The organism is Herminiimonas sp. Marseille-P9896, assembly GCF_903993245.1.
GTDB classification, from domain to species: domain Bacteria; phylum Pseudomonadota; class Gammaproteobacteria; order Burkholderiales; family Burkholderiaceae_D; genus Oxalicibacterium; species Oxalicibacterium contaminans.
On the sequence record NZ_CAJEVT010000001.1, the window covers coordinates 730,723 to 750,833 of the forward strand.

Below are 20,111 nucleotides of genomic sequence, written 5' to 3' on the forward strand. Positions count from 1 at the left end.
GTCTTATTTATTTGAAGCCAGTGTTGCGTTATTCATGCGGTAGTACAAGCCCATGGGATCGTCTTTCATGATTTCCATTTTGCCGGAGACGATGATGGGTTCCAGTGTGTATTTGACCGGGTTTTTTGATTTCACTTCAACCACGCCTTCCGGTCCGGCCGGCAGACAAAAGCTGCAGCTTTGCGGTACCAGCGAAATCAGGAAATGCTTTTGTTTTTCGCCCGGTTCCAGCGGCATCATGAAGCCCTGTACCTTGATTTCCTGATTGTTCAGCGCTGCTATGTCTTTGCTGAATTCAGGCAGGATACGATTCTTTACCTTCACCTGCTTCACTTTTGCCAGCGTGCTCCACGAAGTCACGCCCTGGATGTCGTACAGCACCGGCATTTGTCCGGGCGTATTGCCGACACCTGGTGGCGCGACGTGTTGCTGGCTTTGAGCGAGTGCAAATGCCGGTGCCAGCAAGGCGAGCAACAGGATACTGGTAACAGGGCGCATGGTCATTCCGTCAAGTAGTTGTAAAGTGTGCTTAGGCATTGTACCGGGCGTGTCATATAGCAGAGCAGGGTTTAATGCACATGCTTCATGCCGCACAACTTGCCCAATGCAAGACCTTTGCAGGCGTTAGCAAGTTCCGCATGACAAACTTTTTCATCCTTGCCCTTGCTGATGCAACGTGCCGCAGCATAGTGCGCGGCTGCGATTGCCTGATGCTGGGCAATAGTTTCTTTCTTGTGTTCTTTCTCACTGTCTTGCGCCTGCGCAGAAAACGCCAGGAGCGCGGCGCAGGTGATCAATAAATGTTTCATATCGGTTCCGTTCCCAAATTAGTGCGCCAGTGTGCTGGCAATGTCGGTGCGATAAGCGCGCAGGGCGGGCAGTAGCGCTGCCAGCAAACCTGTACCAACTGCAACCAATAATAACCATGCCTCATCCGCGCTAAAAACAAAGCCGGACAATGACAGATTCTGATCTGCGCTCAGTATGCGACCCAATATTTCAACTGCAAGATGGCCGAGCAACCAGCCTACAGCTGCGCCTATCAATGCCAGCAAGATACCTTCGGTCAGCAACAATATAAATAGTTTGGCCGGTGTCGCACCCAGGGTACGCAGGATGGCGAGGTCGGTTTTGCGTTCTTCCAGTGCGTTGTACAACGCGACAAACATGGACAGCGCAGCAGAGAGCAAGACGATGAGTGCAATACCGCGCAAGACATCGATGCCGACGCCGAGCAGGCGGAATAGTTTGGCCGCTTCCAGTGCCGGTTGTGCCGCCTGCAGTTCGCTCTGGCTATTGATGAAACGCGGCAGGGTGACAACCGCTAACGGTGATGCGTATTGCACCAACAGTGCGGTCAACTCACGCGACTCATCCATGACTTCTTTTTCCTGCGGATCGTTGGCGTCCAGTCCGTGTGTTTTGTCGTGTACTTGCCAGACCGAGGCTACTGGCGTGAGGATCAGACGGTCCAGCACGGTGCCGGTAGGCTGCAGGATGCCGACGACTTCAAAGGGGGCATCGTCGTGTACTTCAACTGCGCTAGCCAGACCGTGTGAGCCAAAGAAATTGGCGCCAGGCTGTGCACCAGTGCGCTGTGCAGCTTGCGCGCCGAATACGGCTTGCATGGGTGCGTCAAACAATTTGCCCTTGGCCAGCTCGCCTTTGTAATGCGTGATGTAGTCGGTATTGGTGCCGACGATGCGGAAGCCGTGATAACTGTCGCCCAAGGCCAGCGGCATGACGGCCTTCACCATGCGATTCTTTTTCAACAGATCTTCTGCTGAGAGCGGAATATTGCCGGTCGGCGTATCGACATGATAGATGGACGACAGTATCAATTGCAGTGGCGAACCTTTGGCACCAACGACCAGATCTATTCCCTCCGCATCACGCAATGCGTTGTCGGCAAGTTGCGTGGACGCAGACAGCACAAAAGTCATCATTGCAATGCCGATGGCCATCAACAGCACATTGAGGATGGTGGCCAGTGGCTTGTGTCGCAGCGATTGCAGCGCCAGTGTGTAGGCATTGAGCGTCATCAGATGGATGCTCCTGCTACGGGCGCCTGCAGGCGTAATACTTTGCCTTGCGGTAGTGCTTGTAATACACGGGCATCGTGCGTCGACAGTAGCAGTGATGCGCCTATCTCATTGGCTTGCGCCAGCAATAGGGCGATGGCTGCATCGCAAGATGAGTCATCCAGATTGGCAGTCGGTTCGTCCGCCAGCAATAATTGCGGGCGGTTGAACATGGCACGTGCCAAAGCGACGCGCTGCTTTTGCCCCTGGCTTAATTGATGTGGTCTGGCGGTGGCTTTATCGCCCAGTCCCAGTACGCTGAGCAAGGCATCCGCTCGGCTGATGTCGCTGACCTGGCCGCTGGCATAAGCTGAGAGCAGGATGTTGTCGCGTGCGTTCAGGCTGGGGATCAGCGCCAGTTTTTGCGGCAGGAAACCGATATGCCGTCCGCGCCACAGATCGGCTGCGCGTGGCGTCAGTGTTGCAATAGACGTATCCGCCACTGTGATGTCGCCGCTTTGCGGCGTCAGGATGGCGGCGATCAGGTGTAGCAAGGTGGACTTGCCGCTGCCGGATGGCCCGATCACGATCGCGTGCTCACCCCGCGCCAGCGTAAAAGCAGGGACATAGAGTTGAGGAGTGGGCGCGCCGGGATAGCGATGCGTCAGATTAGCTATTTGCAACATGGTTGCATTCTACAAAAAAACAAAGCGCGCGGATAGTGCGCCGCGCGCTTTCTTTTACAGGTAAACAGATGGAGGGATCGGCTGACCCCGCCTGTTATCAGTCGCCGTACAGTTTTTGTTTCAGTTCACGACGTTGTTGCGCTTCCAGCGACAGGGTCGCGGTCGGACGAGCTAGCAGGCGTGGGACGCCGATAGGTTCGCCGGTTTCTTCGCACCAGCCGTATTCGCCGGAATCGATGCTGAGCAGCGATTGCTGGACTTTTTTCAACAGCTTGCGTTCGCGGTCACGGGTACGCAACTCGAGTGCATGTTCTTCTTCTATCGTTGCGCGATCGGCTGGATCAGGGACCAGCACGGTTTCGCGCAGATGCTCGGTGGTTTCATCGGCGTTTTTCAATAACTCTTTTTCGAGTTGCTGCAGACGATCTCTGAAAAATGCGAGTTGCGCGTCATTCATGTAGTCCTTTTCGCCCATCTTGAGGATTTGCGCTTCGGTTAACAATGTGGTGTCGCCTGCGACGGATGTTGATTTGCTTGATTTGGTTGCCACTTCGCTTGCCTTCAAAACTACGGGTTTTTCAATTTTATCTGCGACCTTGGCAGGAGTCCTAGAACTGCTTGCCGTTGTCGATCGAGATGCGTCTTTAATCGGTTTTGCTGTCACGGTTGCTGCTTTGCTGGCGGTAGCCGTGGCTTTTGTTGCTGGGCTCGCTTTGACGGCCGGCTTTGCTGCCGGTTTAGCCAATGGTTTTGCGCTTTTGACGGCGCTTGATTTTACTGCTGTTGCTTTTGCTGCTGTAACTTTTGTTTTGACAGCGGCTGTCGGCGATTTTACCGCACTCTTGGCCGGTGTCTTTTTCACCGCTTTAGCTGCTGGTTTGGCGACCGGTTTGGCCGCTTTGCTGGCGGGCTTGGCGGCCTTGCCTGCGATTGTTTTCGCAGCGGTTTTTTTGGCGGGTGCCTTGCTAACAGGCTTTGCACGAGTAGTCGCAGTAGCCTTCTTTGGGGCAATTTTTTTTGCGCTTTTTGCAGATTTTGTGACGGTTGCGTTCATAGTCCCTTGTCCTCAATGAACTTTCCCACACTCGGATCTTATCGTGCCCTGCGTGCGAGACTCACACCTTTAGCAACACCCAGGTAGTCATACCCTGAGCTCAAAACCACGGTAGTTTATACCAAACATTGTTCCAATCCGAAAATAAACGTTTCTTTCGGCAGATTCTGCCCGATAAACACCATTTTGTTAGAGCGTACTTCGTTTTCCCCCCATTTGGCGCCTATGTCGGTACCCATGATCTGGTGCACGCCCTGGAACACAACCTTGCGGTCAGCGCCATCCATCCAGAGTACGCCTTTGTAACGCAACATGCGCGGGCCGAAGACCTGCACCAGGCTGCCCAGGAACTCGTCCAGTTTTTCAGTATTGAAAGGACGATCGCTTTTGAAGACAAAGGCTGCGATGTTATCGCTGTGATGGCCGTGATGATGGTCGTGGTGATCGTGTTCGCAGTGTGCGTCGCAGCTGTGATCGTGGCCGTGCTCATGATCGTGCTCGTGTGCATGCTCCTCCGCCGCGATGAAGTCTGGATCGATTTCCAGTTTGTCGTTGAGGTTGAAGCCGCGCAGGTCGAGTACATCGGCGATCGCTACACTGCCAAAATTAGTTGTACTAATTGGTGCACGCGGATTGATGCGCTTGATACGTTCTGTCAGTACTTTGAATTCATCAGCGCTGACCAGATCTGTTTTGGAGAACAGTAATTTATCTGCGAAGCCAACCTGGCGTTGCGCTTCTTCATAGCTGTCGAGCTGATGCATCGCATGCTTGGCATCGATCACGGTGATGATGGCGTCGACCAGGTATTCGGAAGCGACTTCTTCATCGACAAAGAAGGTTTGTGCGACCGGGCCAGGATTAGCGAGGCCGGTGGTTTCAATCACGACGTGATCAAACTGCAGTTCACCGGCATTGCGTTTTTGCGCCAGTGATGTGAGTGCGATGATAAGGTCGCCGCGTACGGTGCAGCAAATGCAGCCGTTATTCATTTCTACAATTTGTTCGGTGCCGTCCTGCACCAGGATTTCATTGTCGATATTTTCCTGGCCGAATTCATTTTCGATGACCGCAATTTTGAAGCCGTGCGGCTCTTGCAGGATGCGGTTGAGCAGGGTGGTTTTTCCTGCGCCGAGGAAGCCGGTCAGGATGGTAGTAGGGATCAGTGCCATATGAATTAAACCTGGTGAGCGCAATCTGCACACCATCCTTTGATGGTGAGCTCGATTTCGTGACTTTGGAAACCTTTGCCTAGCGTCGCCTGCAATACATTCTGCAATTGCTGGCGCAAGGTTGCGGTCGGAGATTTGCTGCTGGCCTTGTTGTCAGCAGCAAACAATTGTTCATCGACATTGTCGATACAAAATACTTTGGCGCAGCGCGTACATTTGAAATGGCCGTGCTGATGTTGTGGCGAGGCATTGTGATTGCCGGGTTCGTTATGCTCGGCCCCTGCGTTGTAACGGAACACGCGATCGTCACCGGCGATCTTGTGCGCAAGTCCGGCATCGGTCAGGCAATCGAGCGCGCGGTACAAAGTGACGCGGTCCATATCCGTCAGCTTGTCCTGCACATCCTGGTGCGACAGCGCATAGGGCGCACCCAGCAAGGCTGCCAATACCTTGATGCGGGCATCGGTGGCGCGTACCGATGTTTCACGCAACTGGCTCTCGGCCAGTGCCGGGTAATCCGGGGAAGATAATTTTTTCATAATGGACAGCTTCGATGGGTAGTGACTAGATTATGCCGCAAATTTGCAATTCAGTTGCAAAGTGTCTGCGCTATATCTATGGATGAGTGCTGCTGCAATATGCTCAGGCGGGCTTTTTCTTGGCGCGCGGATGGGCTGCATCGTATACCTGGGCCAGGCGCTGGAAGTCGAGCGAGGTATAGATTTGCGTGGCCGCGATCGATGCGTGGCCCAGCATTTCCTGTACCGCACGCAGGTCACCGGACGACTGCAGTACGTGCGACGCAAAGGAGTGGCGCAAGACATGCGGATGCACATCAGTCGGTAAACCTATGGCCTGGCCATGTGCTTTCAGCCGTAACTGGATCACGCGTGCCGAGACGCGGGTACCGCGTTCGCTGAGGAAGAGTGGATGCGGGTCCAGTTTGACCAGCGTGTCGCGCACCGCCAGCCATGCTTGCAGCGCATCCATCGCCGCCTGGCCTATCGGTACGCTGCGCATCTTGTTGCCTTTACCGGTCACCATGACTTCATGCGCATCGAAATCTATCCAGCCCGCCGAGGTGTAGCGCGCTTCCTGTGCATAGCGCAGGTCCAGCCCCACCAGTTCGGAGACGCGGAGACCGCTCGAGTACAGCAATTCAAACATCGCGTGATTGCAGCGCTGCATCGCGGAGTCGGCGTTTTTACCTGGCGCAGGTTCGGCTACCAGTCGTACCGCATCATCTGCGGCCAGTGCTTTCGGCAGCGGTTTGCTGCGTTTCGGTGCCTTGATGCCATCGACTGGATTCGAGGTGATGGCATTTTGCTCGGAGAGCCAATTGAAGAAGCCGCGCCAGGCAGATAGTTTGCGCGCGATGGAGCGCGCATTCAAACCTTGCGCGTGCAATTGCGCAGCGAATTTACGGATCTGGAAATGGCTGACGCTGGTCAGCGTCGCCTTGCTGTCGCTGGCCGTCGTGAAAGCGATCAGTTCGAGCAAGTCGCGACGGTAGCTGATGGTGGTCAATGCGGCCAGCTGGCGCTGGCTGATCAGGTTATCGAGATAACCGTCAAGGTAAGCCTGATTGCTGACTAGGCTCACGATGCGATTTAATCGAGCATGCCCGACAAGGCGGCACTGGCGGTCTGGCCAATGTTGGTCAGGAAGTCGGTGGCCATGTCGGAGGTGAAGCGATGCGGATCGGGCGAGCCGAGTACCAGCAGGCCGAACGCTTCGGTCGCCCCGTCCAGGCGCAATGGCAGTAGTGCAACCGATTGGATCGCCGGTGCATCTTCCAGCCACGATGCTGCTTCAAAGTCGTTGTTGCTGCCACAGAAAGGGGTGGTCAGGCCGTTGGCAAACAGGTGTGAGTCAGCGGAAACCGGTGCCGCAAACCATGTGTGTGCATATGCTTCCGATACACCCCACAGGCGCAGCGTGACGTGCGGTACCGAGAATGCGCTTTGTAAGCCGGTGGTCAGCGTGTGCGGCAGATCGACATCATTACGTGCCTGCAACAGCGCGCGCGTCCAGGTGTGAAACTTATGTGTGATCTGGTCGTTTTCCTGACCTATGCGCATCAATTCGGCGAGGCGCAGTTCCATGACCTTGAGCTTTTCACGCAAGACGTCCATTTGGCGTTCTTGCAGCGACAGGGTGCGGCCACCGAGTGCGCTCGATAATTTAACTCTGGACAATAACTCGGCATGTTCTTCAAAGAATTGCGGGTTATCCAGCAAATAATCGGCAACGGTATTGGAGTCCAGTGGAGAAGTCATTTGTCGTGTCTGTGAGTGTAGTTAGAAAGCGCGTCACCTGTGCGACGCGGCCTTGCTTTAGTTGGCAATGATTTTAACCGACAACCGGGCGCGGAAAACAATTCCGCGCAGTGTCCTTAAATCTCGATTTCGCCTTCGAATACGGTGACGGCCGGGCCGGTCATCATGACTGGTGCATCATGGCCACCCCAGGCGATGACTAATTCGCCGCCGCGGGTTTGTACTTTGACTGGCGATGCCAGCAAGCCACGGCGGATGCCGGCGACGACAGCAGCGCAGGCACCGGTACCGCAAGCCAGGGTTTCACCTGCGCCGCGTTCGAATACGCGCAATTTAATGTGATGCTGATCCAGGACTTGCATGAAGCCGGCATTGACGCGTTTCGGGAAGCGCGGATGGTGTTCTATCAGTACGCCGTCTTCGCGCACCGGTGCTGTCTCGACGTCAGCCACGACTTGCACCGCATGCGGATTGCCCATCGATACGACGGAGATCCAGGTGGTCTCACCTTTGACATCCAGCGGCCATAAGTTGTCTTCACCTTCAGCTTTGCATAGCAAATCAGTCGTGTCGAACGGTACTTCTTCCGGCGTCAGGATGGGGGCGCCCATGTCTACCGTGATTTGGCCGTTCGCTTCGAGGCGAGGTTCGATGATGCCCGACATGGTTTCGACCTTGATCGAGTGTTTGTCGGTGAGTTTTTTGTCGGTAACAAAGCGGACGAACGCGCGTGCGCCGTTGCCGCATTGCTCGACTTCGCCGCCGTCGGCGTTATAGATGCGATAGCGGAAGTCGACACCGGCTGCTTGCGGTTTTTCGACCACCAGCATTTGATCAGCACCGACGCCAAAACGACGATCCGCCAGGTATTGCCATTGCGCTGGAGTGAAATCGATAGCCTGATTGATTGCATCAATCACGACGAAATCGTTACCTGCGCCATGCATTTTTGTGAATTTGAGTTTCATATTGCGATTATAGCCGTGGCAGGCAAGTGCGTACTGCCTGCATGAGTTCTAGTAAGCAGGCGGTGCTTCGTCGGTATTGTTGTTGGCGTAGAAGCTGGGTTCGCCAGCCGGGCGCGTCTTGAAGCGCTTGTGGGTCCAGAAATATTCCGATGGCGTTTCGCGTGCGCGCTCTTCGATGAAGGCGTTCATGTAGCGGGTCGCTGCGGTAATGTCGTCACCCGGATAGTTTTCCCATGCCGGATAGAAAGTCACTTTCCAGCCACGGTAGCCGGGAAGATAGGTCGCTATGACCGGGATGACTTTGGCATTGGTCGCGGCAGCAATGCGTGCTGGTGCGGTCAGTGTGGCAGCCGGGACGCCGAAGAACGGTACGAATTCAGCATCCTTTTCACCAAAATCCATATCCGGCAACATGAAGAAGGGCAGGCCATCGCGCATGGCGCGGATGATGGGCTTGATGCCGTCATTACGGGAAAACAGTTTGACCGGACGGAAGCGTGAGCGTCCTTTGCGCAAGACTTCATCGAAGACCGGATTCAGTTGCTGTGTATAAATGGAGCACAGCGACGATTCCAGCATCACGGCGACACCAGCCACATCCAGGCTGACAAAGTGTGGGCACAGCAGAATGGTCGGGCTGGCCTTGATGGCTTCCACAGGTACGCCTGGTTCCACTACGATTAATCTACGCAAACGTGCTTCCGAACCCCACCACAGGATGCCGCGTTCCAGCACGCTGCGGGCATAGTTCTGGAAGTGCTTTCTCGCGATCGCTTCACGCTCCTGTTCCGATTTTTCGGGGAAGCACAGGGCAAGGTTGATCAGGGTAATGCGACGGCGTGATTTTTTGTAGGCGTACAGCAAATTGCCTATGACTTCGCCCAGGCGCGCTATGACAGGCAGTGGTAGCCAGTGCAGGCACCACATCAGGGCAACGAGGAATCTCATGAAGTACTTCCGCTCTCGGTTGTTTCGGCGCGTTGCGGTGCTGCGACGCCAGCCGGGATTTTGTAATGGTTGTAGCTCCAGAAGTATTGTTCCGGGCACAGTGCGATCAATTGTTCCATCGCGGCATTGATGGCGCGTACTTGTGCTTCCAATGGTAAACCTTCGGGGATGCTGAATTGTTGCAGGTGCAGGACATAGCCCTGGCCATAAGGACGACGCTCGGCAAATGCGAGGATCATGGCGGCCCCCGTCATTTCCAGCATTTTGGCTGGCAGGGTCATGGTGTAAGCCGGTTTGCCGAAGAAGTCAGCCCAGACGCCTTCACCGTTTTGCGGAACCTGGTCCGGCAGCAATCCTATAGCACCATTGCGCTTCAGTACTTTAAATAAGGTGCGTACGCCACTCAGGTTGGCCGGTGCCAGTGACAGGTTGTGACGCGCACGTGCACCTTCTATCAGTGGCTTTAAAGCTTCCTGCCGTGGTGGTCTATACAGCACGGTAATTGGCAACTGGGCAGCGGCAACCTGTGCCGAAATTTCAAAACAACCAAGATGGGGTGTCAGAAAGATGATGCCTTTACCGGCAGCGGCGGCCTGCTCAACGATATCCCAGTTCTCGATACGGATGGAGCGCAGGACGCGCTCCGGCGACGCGCACCAGATGAAGGGTAGCTCCAGCATGTTTTTGCCTGCTTCGCCGACCGCTTTCGACAAATGCTGGTCAAAACCTGCCAGCTTGATATTTTCCTTGAGGCGGCGGCGGTATGAACCGGATGCCAGATAGACCGCCCAGCCGATCACAAGCCCGATCGCATGCAGTAGCGGCAAGGGCAGGAAGGACAGCAGGCGGAAGAGGAAAACAAGCATGCGGGTCGTGCATCGTGCTCTTATAACAAGAGTCTTTGCCGATTTTTTTCAAGAGGCGTAAAATAGCACAAAGTAGCAACCGCCGAGTTAATGACAACTTGCGAGGCGGTATATAAATTTCGCTAAAGCGTCGCAGGTTCATTAGGTTGACCGCGACATCAAGCCAACTTAAATAAGTGTACTAAGGAACCTGTAATGGCAAATGAATACCTGTTTACCTCTGAATCCGTCTCCGAAGGCCATCCGGACAAAGTAGCGGATCAAATCTCCGACGCGATCCTCGACGCAATTTTCCAGCAAGATCCAAAAGCACGCGTTGCTGCAGAAACGCTGTGCAACACTGGTCTGGTTGTCCTGGCCGGTGAAATCACCACCTTCGCTAACGTCGACTACATCGAAGTCGCGCGTCAAACCATCAAACGCATCGGTTACGACAATGCTGATTACGGTATCGACTACAAGAGCTGTGCCGTGCTGGTCGCATACGACAAGCAATCACCGGACATCGCGCAAGGCGTGGATGAAGGTGCAGGTATTGATCTCGACCAGGGTGCTGGTGACCAGGGGCTGATGTTTGGTTATGCTTGCAATGAAACTCCTGAACTGATGCCTGCTGCGATTCACTACGCGCACCGCATCGTTGAGCGTCAATCCGAATTGCGCAAAGATGGTCGCCTGCCTTGGTTGCGCCCGGATGCCAAATCGCAAGTCACACTGCGTTATGTTGACGGCCGTCCTGTTTCCATCGACACCATCGTATTGTCGACCCAGCATGCGCCGGAAATGCAGCACAAAGACATCGAAGAAGCCGTGATCGAAAGCATCATCAAGCCAGTCGTACCAGCAGAATGGCTGAAAGACACGCGCTTCCTGGTGAACCCGACAGGTCGTTTCGTCATCGGCGGCCCGCAAGGCGATTGCGGCCTGACCGGTCGCAAGATCATCGTTGACACCTACGGTGGCGCAGCGCCACACGGCGGCGGTGCATTCTCTGGTAAAGATCCATCGAAAGTGGATCGTTCCGCCGCATACGCAGGTCGTTACGTGGCGAAAAACATCGTCGCAGCTGGCCTGGCTGAACGTGCACAAATCCAGATTTCGTACGCAATTGGTGTGGCGAAACCGACTTCGGTCATGGTTACTACCTTTGGTACCGGTAAAATCAGCGATGAAAAAATCGCTCAATTGGTGCAGGAACACTTTGACCTGCGTCCAAAAGGCATCGTGCAAATGCTGGATCTGCTGCGTCCTATCTATCAAAAAACCGCAGCGTACGGTCACTTCGGTCGTGAAGAGCCAGAGTTCAGCTGGGAACGCACTGACAAAGCCCAAGCGCTGCGTGCAGCGGCCGGACTGTAAAGGTCGGGTTCGCCGATGGCGAACCTTGGGATTTGGGGCGGAACTCATATCCGCGCAGCGGATGTGAGAGTAGACCACAAAGCCGCAGCGCTGCGCGCAGCAGCCGGTTTGTAATAATTAGTCTGTAGTGTTGTTCGATGGTCGGATAGAATTCTGCAAAGAATTAATCCGACCATTTTTGTTTTCAGAGGCGCTGATGCATATCGCACCCCTAGCCAGGCACATCCTCCGTATCTCCCTCTTGCTCCCGCTCTTTGTCGGGTTCAGCCTGCCTGCCAGTGCCAGCAATGCTTCCGCTACTGTTATTCCACCGGCACATCCTGCTGACTGGTGCAAACGCCTGGTCGTACGCATGCCGGGTGTATCCAACGCGATGTGCATGCAGAGTGAGTTGCTGCCTACAGGTGTCAATTCGCTGCAGGGTTTCCCCTTGCTGGCGCGCCAGATTCCGGCAAAAAAGACCAAACGAAATCAAGCGCCATTGCGCGTGCTGCTGATGGGGGGTATCCACGGTGATGAGCTGACCTCGGTTTCGGTGGTATTCCGCTGGTTGCAATGGATGCCGACTGCGGCTGCACAGCAATTTGACTGGAGCGTAGTGCCGGTGGTGAATCCGGATGGTTTCCTGGCGCCCAAGGCCAAGCGTGTGAATGCGAATGGTGTGGATTTGAACCGTAATTTCCCGACTCCAGGCTGGCAGCAGGATGCACCGCGCTACTGGGCGAACCGGACCAAGAAGGACCCGCGTCGTTTCCCCGGTTCTGCCCCTTTGTCCGAGCCTGAAAGCAAATGGGTGCACGATGAAATGTTGCGCTTCCGGCCGGACGTCATTATTTCTGTCCATGCACCGTTTGGCGTGCTGGATTTTGATGGCCCGGCGCAACCGCCGCGCCGTTTTGGCCGTTTGTTGCTGAACCGGGTCGGTGTTTATCCGGGCTCGCTGGGAAATTACAGCGGGGTGCATAAAAATGTGCCGGTAATCACCATCGAGTTGCCGAATGCACAAAAAATGCCATCAGATGCCGAAGTGAAGCGCATCTGGCTAGATATGTTGCGCTGGATCACTGAAAACGTGGAATCCCAGTCCGAGCTGGCCAAGGTCCATTCGGTATCTCTGCCTAGCTCAGAGCCATTGAAGAAATAACAATCGTTAGCGGCCTGAGGTGGTCGCGCGCGTTTTTTTCGATTAAAATGGCACCCGCATCAAGGAGCGTTGCGACAGGTCGTTCGATCTGCCAGGCTTGATGCGGTCAGTACCTGCAACCGCGCTCACGTTTCTTTTTTTCTAACGAAAGGAGGGCGTGATGAACGCCGCAGTAATGACTTCCTCTACCAATTTTTCCGATTACGTTATCGCCGATCTGTCCTTGTCCGCCTGGGGCGACAAGGAAATCCGTATTGCTGAAACCGAAATGCCAGGCCTGATGGCCATCCGCGAAGAATTCGCGGCAGCGCAACCGTTGAAGGGCGCACGCATCACCGGTTCCATCCACATGACGATCCAGACCGCAGTACTGATCCAGACGCTGGAAGCGCTGGGTGCAAAAGTACGCTGGGCATCGTGCAATATCTATTCGACACAAGATCATGCAGCTGCAGCAATCGCTGCCGCTGGTACCCCAGTATTCGCAGTCAAAGGCGAAACACTGGACGACTACTGGGAATACACCCACCGCATTTTCGAATGGCCGAACGACGACAAAGGTGCGCCGGTTTATTCGAACATGATTCTCGACGATGGTGGCGACGCAACCTTGTTGCTGCATCTCGGTACCCGTGCTGAAAAAGACGCATCGGTATTGAACAACCCAGGTTCGGAAGAAGAAATCTGCTTGTTCAATTCGATCAAAAAACACCTGGCTGTAGACGCGACCTGGTACTCGAAACGCCTGCCGCAAATCCTCGGCGTGACGGAAGAAACCACCACCGGCGTGCATCGTTTGTACCAAATGCACAAGGAAGGCAAACTGGCTTTCCCGGCTATCAACGTTAACGACTCCGTTACCAAATCCAAGTTCGACAACCTGTACGGCTGCCGCGAATCGCTGGTAGACGGTATCAAGCGCGCGACCGACGTCATGATCGCCGGCAAGATCGCTGTCATCGCTGGTTATGGTGACGTCGGCAAAGGTTCGGCACAAGCGATGCGTGCCCTGTCCGCGCAAGTATGGGTAACTGAAATCGATCCTATCTGCGCATTGCAGGCAGCGATGGAAGGTTATCGCGTCGTGACCATGGAATACGCGGCAGAACACGGCGACATCTTCGTTACCTGTACCGGTAACTACCACGTGATCACCCACGAGCACATGAAGAAGATGAAAGACCAGGCAATTGTCTGCAACATCGGTCACTTCGACAATGAAATCGAAGTCGCTGCGTTGAAACAATACACATGGGAAAACATCAAGCCGCAAGTCGATCACATCATCTTCCCTGACGGCAAACGCATCATCTTGCTGGCTGAAGGTCGCCTGGTTAACCTCGGTTGCGGTACCGGTCACCCATCGTATGTGATGAGCTCGTCGTTCGCGAACCAAACGATTGCACAAATCGAACTGTACGCAAACACCAAAAACTACCCGGTCGGTGTCTATACCCTGCCTAAACATCTGGATGAAAAAGTCGCACGCCTGCAATTGAAGAAACTCAATGCACAGTTGACGACTCTGACCACAGAACAGGCTAACTACATCGGCGTACAGCAAGCTGGCCCTTACAAGCCAGAGCACTATCGCTACTAAGCACTTGCAGTAGTAGGTTATAGTCGTTCAGTGTTTTGCCTGAGCTGCCCCATAGCGTATATGGGGCAGCGATTTCCTGACGTTCAGTACTGAAAAAAGGAGAAATCGTATGCGCATCATCCTCATCTGGGCAATCAATGCAGCGGCACTTTTTGCGCTTCCCTTCCTGATGTCATCCATCAGGGTCGATAGTGTCGGCACGGCCATCATCGCCGCCCTGATACTGGGCCTGGTGAATACCCTGATACGTCCGATACTGGTGTTGCTGACCTTGCCTGTCACCTTGCTGACGCTGGGCTTGTTCATCTTCGTCATCAACGGTCTGATGTTCTGGGCGGTCTCGCAACTGGTAGGTGGTTTCCATGTCGCCGGTTTCTGGTCGGCGGTAGGCGGAGCGATCCTGTACAGCATTATTTCGTGGATATTGTCCGCGCTTTTACTACAAGAAAAATGAAAGAACAGAATTTCAGCATAGAGTTTTTCCCGCCCAAGACACCTGTGGGCGTGGAAAAGCTGCGCGTCACTTGCGCCAAACTGTCTGAGTTGAATCCCAAGTATTTCTCGGTCACGTTCGGTGCCGGTGGCTCGACGCAACAAGGCACACTGGAAACAGTGCTGGAAATCCGTGGTGCCGGGCAGGATGCGGCGCCGCACTTGTCCTGCCTCGGTAGCTCGCGTGAAAGCCTGCGTGCGATCCTGGCCGAATACAAATCGCATGGCATCAAGCGCATCGTTGCCTTGCGCGGTGATTTGCCTAGTGGTTACGGTTCCATGGATATGTCGTCCAGTGAATTTCACTATGCAAATGAACTGGTGGAATTCATACGCGCTGAAACCGGCGACTGGTTCCACATTGAAGTCGGCGCTTATCCGGAAATGCATCCGCAAGCGAAATCGCCGCAAGACGATATCGCCAACTTTGTCCGTAAGGCCAAAGCGGGTGCCGATTCGGCGATCACGCAGTATTTCTACAATGCGGATGCTTACTTCCGTTTCGTCGATGATGCGCGCAAGGCTGGTAGCGATATACCGGTGACTGCGGGCATTATGCCGATCACCAATAACTCGCAGTTGATGCGCTTCTCTGATGCATGTGGCGCTGAAATCCCGCGCTGGATACGCCTCAAGCTGGCGAGCTACGGTGATGATGCTGAATCGATACGCGCCTTCGGTCTCGATGTGGTGACGGATCTGTGCGAACGTTTGCTGGCAGGTGGCGCACCTGGTTTGCATTTCTACTCATTGAACCAGGCCGCGGCGACGCAGACTATCTGGACACGTTTGAATTTGTCGCAGAAATAAGCAGCAAGTCAGAAAGTCAGGAGTGCCCTGTGCCAGAAATGGACAGGGCATTTTTTATTTCAGCGGGCGTGGAAGGTCGCTTCTTCCGTCACTACTGCATCGAGGGCGATGTCATATACCTCAGAGGCAAAGTCGACTTCACCAAACGCATACGCCACACCCAACGTGCATGGTCGTGGTTCTGCTGCCAGCGTCCGGTCGTAAAAGCCGCCGCCGTAGCCGAGGCGGAAACAGTCTGCATTGAAGCCGAGGCAGGGTATCAGCAGTGCTTGTGGCTGTATCAATGGATTGTCAGCGACCGGAATGTCGGTGCCTAACCTGTCCTTGCGCAATGCCTCACCCGGCGCCCATTCCACGAACTGCAGGGGGACGTTGTCGCCTACGATCAGCGGCAAGGCCAGTTGTACGCCCGCTGCATGCAATTCTGCATACGCCTGATGTACATCGGGTTCGCCTCGCATAGGCCAGTACACACCCAGGCTGGCTGGCTTTTCGCTACGCCACCATTGCATGATTTTATCGCCCAGGCGACGGTCAAAAAGGGCGCGTTGATCCGCGGCAAGTGCGCTACGCTTTGAGAGCAGGGTACGACGTAAATCGAGCTTATTTTGCATGGGTACGGGAAGAGAATCGCGTGCTATTCTAGGTGCCAGAGATGGGAACTCATTTTATAGCTATCCGGCCTGGGTTCCAGTATAAGCAGGATAAAAAATAGGGGTCACGATATTCATGTTTTCGCATAAATTATTCGCACGCGTCATGCTGTTGGCGGCATCCGCCGTGTTCCTGGTACCGGCGGCGCATGCGCAAAAGCGCGCGGCGGGCTTTGCCAGTGATGACGATGCATTTTTAGCATTGCGTGATGCATCACGCCGCGGTGATGCTGTGCGTGCAGCCGATATCGCATCCAAGCTCGGTAATTACTCCATCCCGTCTTACGTTGATTACTACCAGCTCAGGCCGCGTATCAAGGATGCCAGCCCGACTGAAATCCTGGCGTATCTGAATAAATATAGCGGCAGTGCCATCGCTGACCGCCTGCGCAATGACTGGCTGCTTGAAGTTGGCAAGCGCCGCGACTGGGTCACCTTCGATGAACAATATCCGCTGTTCGAGTTGAATGACGACACCCAGCTGAAATGCTATGCGCTGATGTCCAAGGCGCAGAAGGGCTTGAATGTCGCGGTGGATGCGCGTGCTTTGCTGACCGTGCCGAAGAACTATGGTGAGGGTTGCGTTGCGCTGATCGGCATGCTGATGGAAAACAGTCAGTTCAATGAAGATGATTTGTGGGCGCAGATCCGCCTGGCAGCAGAAACCGGTTCTACCGATTTCGTGCGCCGCCTGGTGCCGTTCACTGGCATAGATGATGGTTCGCTGGTGACGGCGATGGAAAAACCAGCGCTGATTACTTCCAAGGGCGTGGGTTTCCGTCGTGTGAAGCATGAAGTGTTTATCGTCGCGCTGGGGCGCATCGCAAAAAATAATCCGGCACAGGCCGCTGAAGTTTTATCCGGAAACACGCTGTTGCTGAATAAAAAGCAGGAAGCTCAAGGCTGGGCGCAAATTGCCTTGCAGGCTTCGATGAAGCTGGCGCCGGAGGCGGCAGATTACTGGCGCAAGGCAGGTAATGCACCGTTATCACTTGAAGGTCATCAATGGAAAATCCGCGCCGCTTTGCGTGCCGGTGACTGGAAATTGGTCAAACAAGGCGTCGAAGCGATGCCTGCCGCATTGCGCGACGATGCGACCTGGACCTACTGGCTGGCGCGCGCACTGCGCGAAGAGGGCAAGCGCGATGAGGCGAATGCATTGATGCAGTCGATCGCATCACAAACCAATTTCTATGGCCAGCTGGCACTGGAAGAGCTGGGTCAGAAAATCACGATACCGCCACGTGCGACACCAGTAACTGAAGAAGAGATCGCGCCGATGGCGGCCAATCAGGGCTTCCGTCGCGCTTTCAAATTCTTTGATCTGGGTTTGCGCTTCGAAGGTTATCGCGAGTGGAACTGGGAGCTACGCAAGATGAATGAGCGCCAGCATCTGGCTGCCGCCGAATTCGCACGCCGTAGTGAAGTGCTGGATCGCATGGTCAATACTTCTGATCGCACCAAGATAGAAGTAGATTTCACGCAACGCTTCCCATCGCCGTATCGCGACGTCATGCGCACCGCCACGCAAAAGCTGGGTCTGGAAATGGCCTGGGTGTATGGCCTGATCCGCCAGGAATCCCGTTTCATCATGGATGCACGTTCGCATGTGGGTGCATCGGGTCTGATGCAATTGATGCCTGCTACTGCGCGTCATGTCGCCAAGAAGATAGGCATGACCGATTACGCGCATAGCCAAGTCAATGAAATTGAAACCAATATCCTGCTCGGTACCAGTTATTTGAATATGGTCCTGAACGATCTGGGCGGTTCGCAAACATTGGCAACAGCTGCTTACAACGCCGGTCCGGGACGTCCGCGTGCATGGCGTTCGACGCTGACGCGTCCGGTGGAAGGAGCGATTTTTGCAGAGTCGATTCCGTTTTCGGAAACCCGTGACTATGTGAAAAAAGTACTCTCCAATGCGACTTACTATGCAGCGATGTTTGAAAGCAAACCGCAATCATTGAAGGATCGCCTGGGTAGCGTCACACCGACTGCATTTGTACCAACGGATCTGCCGTAAAACAGCACAGCAATATATAAGAACTTTATCGTTACGGACACTATGCAAACGACAGAACTCGATCCGACCTTATCGCAAACACTGGGTAATGCAGAAAAAAATGGCCTGAAGCTGGTCATCGCGAACAAGAACTATTCGTCATGGTCTATGCGCCCGTGGGTGGCGATGACGGCTTTTAATATCCCGTTCCAGGAAATTTCAGTCTTGCTGGATCGTTCGGATACGACGGCGCAGATCGTGCATTATTCAGCCGCGGGCAGGGTGCCGGTATTGCTGGCAGGTGAAACCGTGATCTGGGATTCGCTGGCGATATGCGAATACCTGGCGGAGCAATTCCCGGAAAAGAAAATGTGGCCGGAAGATGTGGCTGCACGTGCGCTGGCGCGTTCGATTTGTGCCGAAATGCACTCCGGCTTTACCGGCGTTCGTTCCGCGATGTGGATGAATATACGTGCCAAATTCCCAGGCAAGGGACGTACGCTGGAAGCGCAGGCAGATATCGGTCGTATCAGCGAAATCTGGGAAACCTGTCTGGCCATGTCCGGACCTAGTGAATACTTGTTTGGCGAGTTCTCTATCGCCGATGCCTACTTCGCGCCTGTGGTCATGCGTTTCCGTACCTACGAAGTCGTGCTGGCACCGGCACTGGATGCCTATGTCGAACGGGTCGCGGCACACCCTGCAGTCGCGCAGTGGATAGCCGGTGCGCTGGCCGAGACTGACCATATCGAAAAGTACGACAGCTATCCCGATTGAACTGATATGAAGACTTACATCGTTGGCGGCGCAGTACGCGATGAATTGCTGGGCGTGGCCGTCAAGGATCGCGATTACGTGGTGGTCGGCGCAACGCCGGAGGCCATGATTGCGCAAGGTTATACCCCGGTCGGCAAAGACTTCCCGGTTTTCCTGCATCCGAAGACACACGCGGAGTACGCTCTGGCGCGTACCGAGCGCAAGACTGAGCCTGGTTACAAGGGTTTCGTCTTCCATACCGATGCCAGCGTGACGCTGGAAGAAGATTTAATCCGCCGTGACCTCACCATCAATGCGATGGCGCAGGATGAAGACGGCAGCATCGTCGATCCTTTCGGCGGCCAGCGTGATCTCAAGCAACGCATATTCCGCCATGTGTCACCAGCCTTCGCCGAAGATCCGGTGCGCATATTGCGCATTGCGCGCTTTGCCGCGCGCTTTCCAGAATTTACAGTAGCACCGGAAACCAATGAACTGATGCAAGGCATGGTGGTGGCCGGTGAAGTTGATGCTCTGGTGCCAGAGCGAGTATGGCAGGAACTGGCGCGTGGCCTGATGGAAGTGCGTCCGTCACGGATGTTTGCGGTGCTGCGCGATTGCGGCGCCTTGCAGCGCATACTGCCGGAGCTGGATGCCTTGTGGGGCGTGCCGCAACCGGCGCTCTATCATCCGGAAATCGATACCGGGGCGCACATTATGCTGGTGATCGATTACGCGGCCAGCATCCATGCTGATCTGCCTACGCGCTGCGCAGCCTTAATGCATGACCTCGGCAAGGGCGTCACACCGCCCGAGATGTGGCCGCGCCATCACGGCCATGAAATGCATAGCGTGAAGCTGGTGGATGCGGTTTGTAAGCGCCTGAAAATCCCGAACGAATGTCGTGACCTGGCATTGATGACAGCGCGTGAACACGGCAATGTCGGACGTGCGCTGGAACTGCGTGCAAAAACGATAGTGAATTTATTGGAGCGTTGCGATGCTTTCCGCAAGCCGCAACGCTTTCTCGATATGTTGGTGGCATCCGAGTGCGACCATCGCGGACGTACCGGTTTTACAGAGAAACCGTTTCCACAAAGAGCGTATCTGCAGGCGGCGCTGACAGTAGCGCTAACGGTGAATGGTGGGGAAATTGCCGAGCTGACGCGGCAGCGATATCCGGATCAGCAGCAGCGCATACCGGAAGCTATTCATGAAGCACGCGTGCGGGCAGTTGCCGCTGCGATCAAGGAAACCGCGCCTGAAGAATAAGCGCAGTATGCATGCAGTCTTCAGGC

General features: G+C 54.8%; 22 protein-coding genes and 1 riboswitch. Of the genes, 9 read left to right on the forward strand and 13 right to left on the reverse strand.

The genetic code is table 11. The features are described from left to right. Positions 1-3: 3 nt before the first annotated feature. The 5 genes from H7U06_RS03575 to dksA form a co-directional block, all read right to left on the reverse strand. Positions 4-498, reverse strand: a complete 495-nt coding sequence (locus H7U06_RS03575) for a DUF3299 domain-containing protein (RefSeq protein ID WP_175624805.1) — start codon at positions 496-498, stop codon at positions 4-6. A 71-nt stretch (positions 499-569) separates the two neighbouring features. Beyond that, positions 570-809, reverse strand: a complete 240-nt coding sequence (locus H7U06_RS03580; protein WP_175624806.1) for a hypothetical protein — start codon at positions 807-809, stop codon at positions 570-572. Positions 810-827: 18 nt separating this feature from the next. Next, positions 828-2,042, reverse strand: a complete 1,215-nt coding sequence (locus tag H7U06_RS03585; RefSeq protein WP_175624807.1) for an FtsX-like permease family protein — start codon at positions 2,040-2,042, stop codon at positions 828-830. Beyond that, positions 2,042-2,707 (reverse strand): ABC transporter ATP-binding protein, encoded by a 666-nt coding sequence (locus H7U06_RS03590; RefSeq protein WP_175624808.1) that lies wholly within the window; start codon positions 2,705-2,707, stop codon positions 2,042-2,044. The genes H7U06_RS03585 and H7U06_RS03590 overlap by 1 nt, the downstream gene beginning before the upstream one ends. Before the next feature lie 97 nt (positions 2,708-2,804). Then, complete coding sequence (dksA, locus tag H7U06_RS03595; RefSeq protein WP_175624809.1) at positions 2,805-3,257, reverse strand: RNA polymerase-binding protein DksA; 453 nt, start codon at positions 3,255-3,257, stop codon at positions 2,805-2,807. Between dksA and H7U06_RS03600 the strand changes: the two genes are divergently transcribed. After that, positions 3,238-3,780, forward strand: a complete 543-nt coding sequence (locus H7U06_RS03600; protein ID WP_175624810.1) for a hypothetical protein — start codon at positions 3,238-3,240, stop codon at positions 3,778-3,780. The two genes, dksA and H7U06_RS03600, sit on opposite strands and share 20 nt — an antisense overlap. Positions 3,781-3,877: 97 nt before the next feature. Here the strand turns inward: H7U06_RS03600 and H7U06_RS03605 are convergent, their stop codons facing one another. From H7U06_RS03605 to H7U06_RS03635, 7 genes are all read right to left on the reverse strand, one after another. Continuing rightward, positions 3,878-4,933, reverse strand: a complete 1,056-nt coding sequence (locus H7U06_RS03605) for a GTP-binding protein (protein ID WP_175624811.1) — start codon at positions 4,931-4,933, stop codon at positions 3,878-3,880. A gap of 5 nt (positions 4,934-4,938) precedes the next feature. Next, positions 4,939-5,472, reverse strand: a complete 534-nt coding sequence (locus H7U06_RS03610; RefSeq protein WP_175624812.1) for a Fur family transcriptional regulator — start codon at positions 5,470-5,472, stop codon at positions 4,939-4,941. Between the two features lie 103 nt (positions 5,473-5,575). Next, the gene (gene xerC / locus H7U06_RS03615) at positions 5,576-6,535 is read right to left on the reverse strand and encodes a tyrosine recombinase XerC (protein ID WP_175624813.1); all 960 of its coding nucleotides are present in this window, start codon (positions 6,533-6,535) and stop codon (positions 5,576-5,578) included. An 8-nt stretch (positions 6,536-6,543) separates the two neighbouring features. Next, the gene (locus tag H7U06_RS03620) at positions 6,544-7,212 is read right to left on the reverse strand and encodes a DUF484 family protein (protein WP_175624814.1); all 669 of its coding nucleotides are present in this window, start codon (positions 7,210-7,212) and stop codon (positions 6,544-6,546) included. A gap of 116 nt (positions 7,213-7,328) precedes the next feature. Next, positions 7,329-8,180, reverse strand: coding sequence for a diaminopimelate epimerase (gene dapF, locus H7U06_RS03625; protein WP_175624815.1), 852 nt, complete (start codon positions 8,178-8,180; stop codon positions 7,329-7,331). Between the two features lie 48 nt (positions 8,181-8,228). Next, the gene (locus H7U06_RS03630) at positions 8,229-9,128 is read right to left on the reverse strand and encodes a lipid A biosynthesis acyltransferase (RefSeq protein ID WP_175624816.1); all 900 of its coding nucleotides are present in this window, start codon (positions 9,126-9,128) and stop codon (positions 8,229-8,231) included. Further along, the gene (locus tag H7U06_RS03635) at positions 9,125-10,018 is read right to left on the reverse strand and encodes a lysophospholipid acyltransferase family protein (RefSeq protein WP_303049233.1); all 894 of its coding nucleotides are present in this window, start codon (positions 10,016-10,018) and stop codon (positions 9,125-9,127) included. Before H7U06_RS03635 ends, H7U06_RS03630 begins: the two co-directional genes overlap by 4 nt. A gap of 171 nt (positions 10,019-10,189) precedes the next feature. On the opposite strand from H7U06_RS03635, the gene metK reads away from it, so the two are divergent. The 5 genes from metK (at position 10,190) to metF (ending at position 15,399) form a co-directional block, all read left to right on the forward strand. Beyond that, positions 10,190-11,353 carry a methionine adenosyltransferase gene (gene metK, locus H7U06_RS03640; protein WP_175624818.1) on the forward strand — a complete coding sequence of 388 codons (1,164 nt, stop codon included), beginning with the start codon at positions 10,190-10,192 and terminating at the stop codon, positions 11,351-11,353. A 196-nt stretch (positions 11,354-11,549) separates the two neighbouring features. Further along, positions 11,550-12,497, forward strand: a complete 948-nt coding sequence (locus tag H7U06_RS03645; protein ID WP_175624819.1) for a M14 family zinc carboxypeptidase — start codon at positions 11,550-11,552, stop codon at positions 12,495-12,497. 55 nt (positions 12,498-12,552) lie between these two features. Next, positions 12,553-12,631, forward strand: a riboswitch (S-adenosyl-L-homocysteine riboswitch). Positions 12,632-12,657: 26 nt separating this feature from the next. Continuing rightward, on the forward strand, positions 12,658-14,097 hold the full coding sequence (ahcY, locus tag H7U06_RS03650) for an adenosylhomocysteinase (RefSeq protein ID WP_124574393.1): 1,440 nt from the start codon (positions 12,658-12,660) through the stop codon (positions 14,095-14,097). 109 nt (positions 14,098-14,206) lie between these two features. Further along, the gene (locus H7U06_RS03655; RefSeq protein ID WP_124574394.1) at positions 14,207-14,551 is read left to right on the forward strand and encodes a phage holin family protein; all 345 of its coding nucleotides are present in this window, start codon (positions 14,207-14,209) and stop codon (positions 14,549-14,551) included. Continuing rightward, a complete protein-coding gene (gene metF, locus H7U06_RS03660) occupies positions 14,548-15,399 on the forward strand; it encodes a methylenetetrahydrofolate reductase [NAD(P)H] (RefSeq protein ID WP_175624820.1) in 852 nt (283 codons plus the stop codon). The genes H7U06_RS03655 and metF overlap by 4 nt, the downstream gene beginning before the upstream one ends. A 59-nt stretch (positions 15,400-15,458) precedes the next feature. Here metF and H7U06_RS03665 read toward each other — a convergent pair whose 3' ends face one another. Then, positions 15,459-16,013 (reverse strand): 5-formyltetrahydrofolate cyclo-ligase, encoded by a 555-nt coding sequence (locus tag H7U06_RS03665; RefSeq protein ID WP_175624821.1) that lies wholly within the window; start codon positions 16,011-16,013, stop codon positions 15,459-15,461. 115 nt (positions 16,014-16,128) lie between these two features. Here H7U06_RS03665 and H7U06_RS03670 point away from each other — a divergent pair, with 115 nt between their 5' ends. Genes H7U06_RS03670 through H7U06_RS03680 form a run of 3 tightly spaced genes read left to right on the forward strand, consistent with a single transcriptional unit; the run spans position 16,129 to position 20,085 of the window. Continuing rightward, positions 16,129-18,078: a lytic transglycosylase domain-containing protein gene (locus H7U06_RS03670; protein ID WP_175624822.1), complete on the forward strand. Its 1,950-nt coding sequence runs from the start codon at positions 16,129-16,131 to the stop codon at positions 18,076-18,078. A gap of 42 nt (positions 18,079-18,120) precedes the next feature. Further along, positions 18,121-18,834 (forward strand): glutathione S-transferase family protein, encoded by a 714-nt coding sequence (locus H7U06_RS03675; protein WP_175624823.1) that lies wholly within the window; start codon positions 18,121-18,123, stop codon positions 18,832-18,834. 6 nt (positions 18,835-18,840) lie between these two features. Continuing rightward, entirely contained in the window at positions 18,841-20,085 is a 1,245-nt protein-coding gene (locus H7U06_RS03680) for a multifunctional CCA addition/repair protein (protein WP_175624824.1), read from the forward strand. Positions 20,086-20,111: the final 26 nt, after the last annotated feature.

Excerpts from the sequence above, each read along its gene's own strand:
- H7U06_RS03575 (WP_175624805.1), bottom strand. The coding sequence starts at position 498 with ATGCGCCCTGTTACCAGTATCCTGTTGCTCGCCTTGCTGGCACCGGCA.
- H7U06_RS03580 (WP_175624806.1), bottom strand. The coding sequence starts at position 809 with ATGAAACATTTATTGATCACCTGCGCCGCGCTCCTGGCGTTTTCTGCG.
- H7U06_RS03585 (WP_175624807.1), bottom strand. The coding sequence starts at position 2,042 with ATGACGCTCAATGCCTACACACTGGCGCTGCAATCGCTGCGACACAAG.
- H7U06_RS03590 (WP_175624808.1), bottom strand. The coding sequence starts at position 2,707 with ATGTTGCAAATAGCTAATCTGACGCATCGCTATCCCGGCGCGCCCACT.
- H7U06_RS03605 (WP_175624811.1), bottom strand. The coding sequence starts at position 4,933 with ATGGCACTGATCCCTACTACCATCCTGACCGGCTTCCTCGGCGCAGGA.
- H7U06_RS03610 (WP_175624812.1), bottom strand. The coding sequence starts at position 5,472 with ATGAAAAAATTATCTTCCCCGGATTACCCGGCACTGGCCGAGAGCCAG.
- H7U06_RS03620 (WP_175624814.1), bottom strand. The coding sequence starts at position 7,212 with ATGACTTCTCCACTGGACTCCAATACCGTTGCCGATTATTTGCTGGAT.
- dapF (WP_175624815.1), bottom strand. The coding sequence starts at position 8,180 with ATGAAACTCAAATTCACAAAAATGCATGGCGCAGGTAACGATTTCGTC.
- H7U06_RS03630 (WP_175624816.1), bottom strand. The coding sequence starts at position 9,128 with ATGAGATTCCTCGTTGCCCTGATGTGGTGCCTGCACTGGCTACCACTG.
- metK (WP_175624818.1), top strand. The coding sequence starts at position 10,190 with ATGGCAAATGAATACCTGTTTACCTCTGAATCCGTCTCCGAAGGCCAT.
- H7U06_RS03645 (WP_175624819.1), top strand. The coding sequence starts at position 11,550 with ATGCATATCGCACCCCTAGCCAGGCACATCCTCCGTATCTCCCTCTTG.
- ahcY (WP_124574393.1), top strand. The coding sequence starts at position 12,658 with ATGAACGCCGCAGTAATGACTTCCTCTACCAATTTTTCCGATTACGTT.
- H7U06_RS03655 (WP_124574394.1), top strand. The coding sequence starts at position 14,207 with ATGCGCATCATCCTCATCTGGGCAATCAATGCAGCGGCACTTTTTGCG.
- metF (WP_175624820.1), top strand. The coding sequence starts at position 14,548 with ATGAAAGAACAGAATTTCAGCATAGAGTTTTTCCCGCCCAAGACACCT.
- H7U06_RS03665 (WP_175624821.1), bottom strand. The coding sequence starts at position 16,013 with ATGCAAAATAAGCTCGATTTACGTCGTACCCTGCTCTCAAAGCGTAGC.
- H7U06_RS03670 (WP_175624822.1), top strand. The coding sequence starts at position 16,129 with ATGTTTTCGCATAAATTATTCGCACGCGTCATGCTGTTGGCGGCATCC.
- H7U06_RS03675 (WP_175624823.1), top strand. The coding sequence starts at position 18,121 with ATGCAAACGACAGAACTCGATCCGACCTTATCGCAAACACTGGGTAAT.
- H7U06_RS03680 (WP_175624824.1), top strand. The coding sequence starts at position 18,841 with ATGAAGACTTACATCGTTGGCGGCGCAGTACGCGATGAATTGCTGGGC.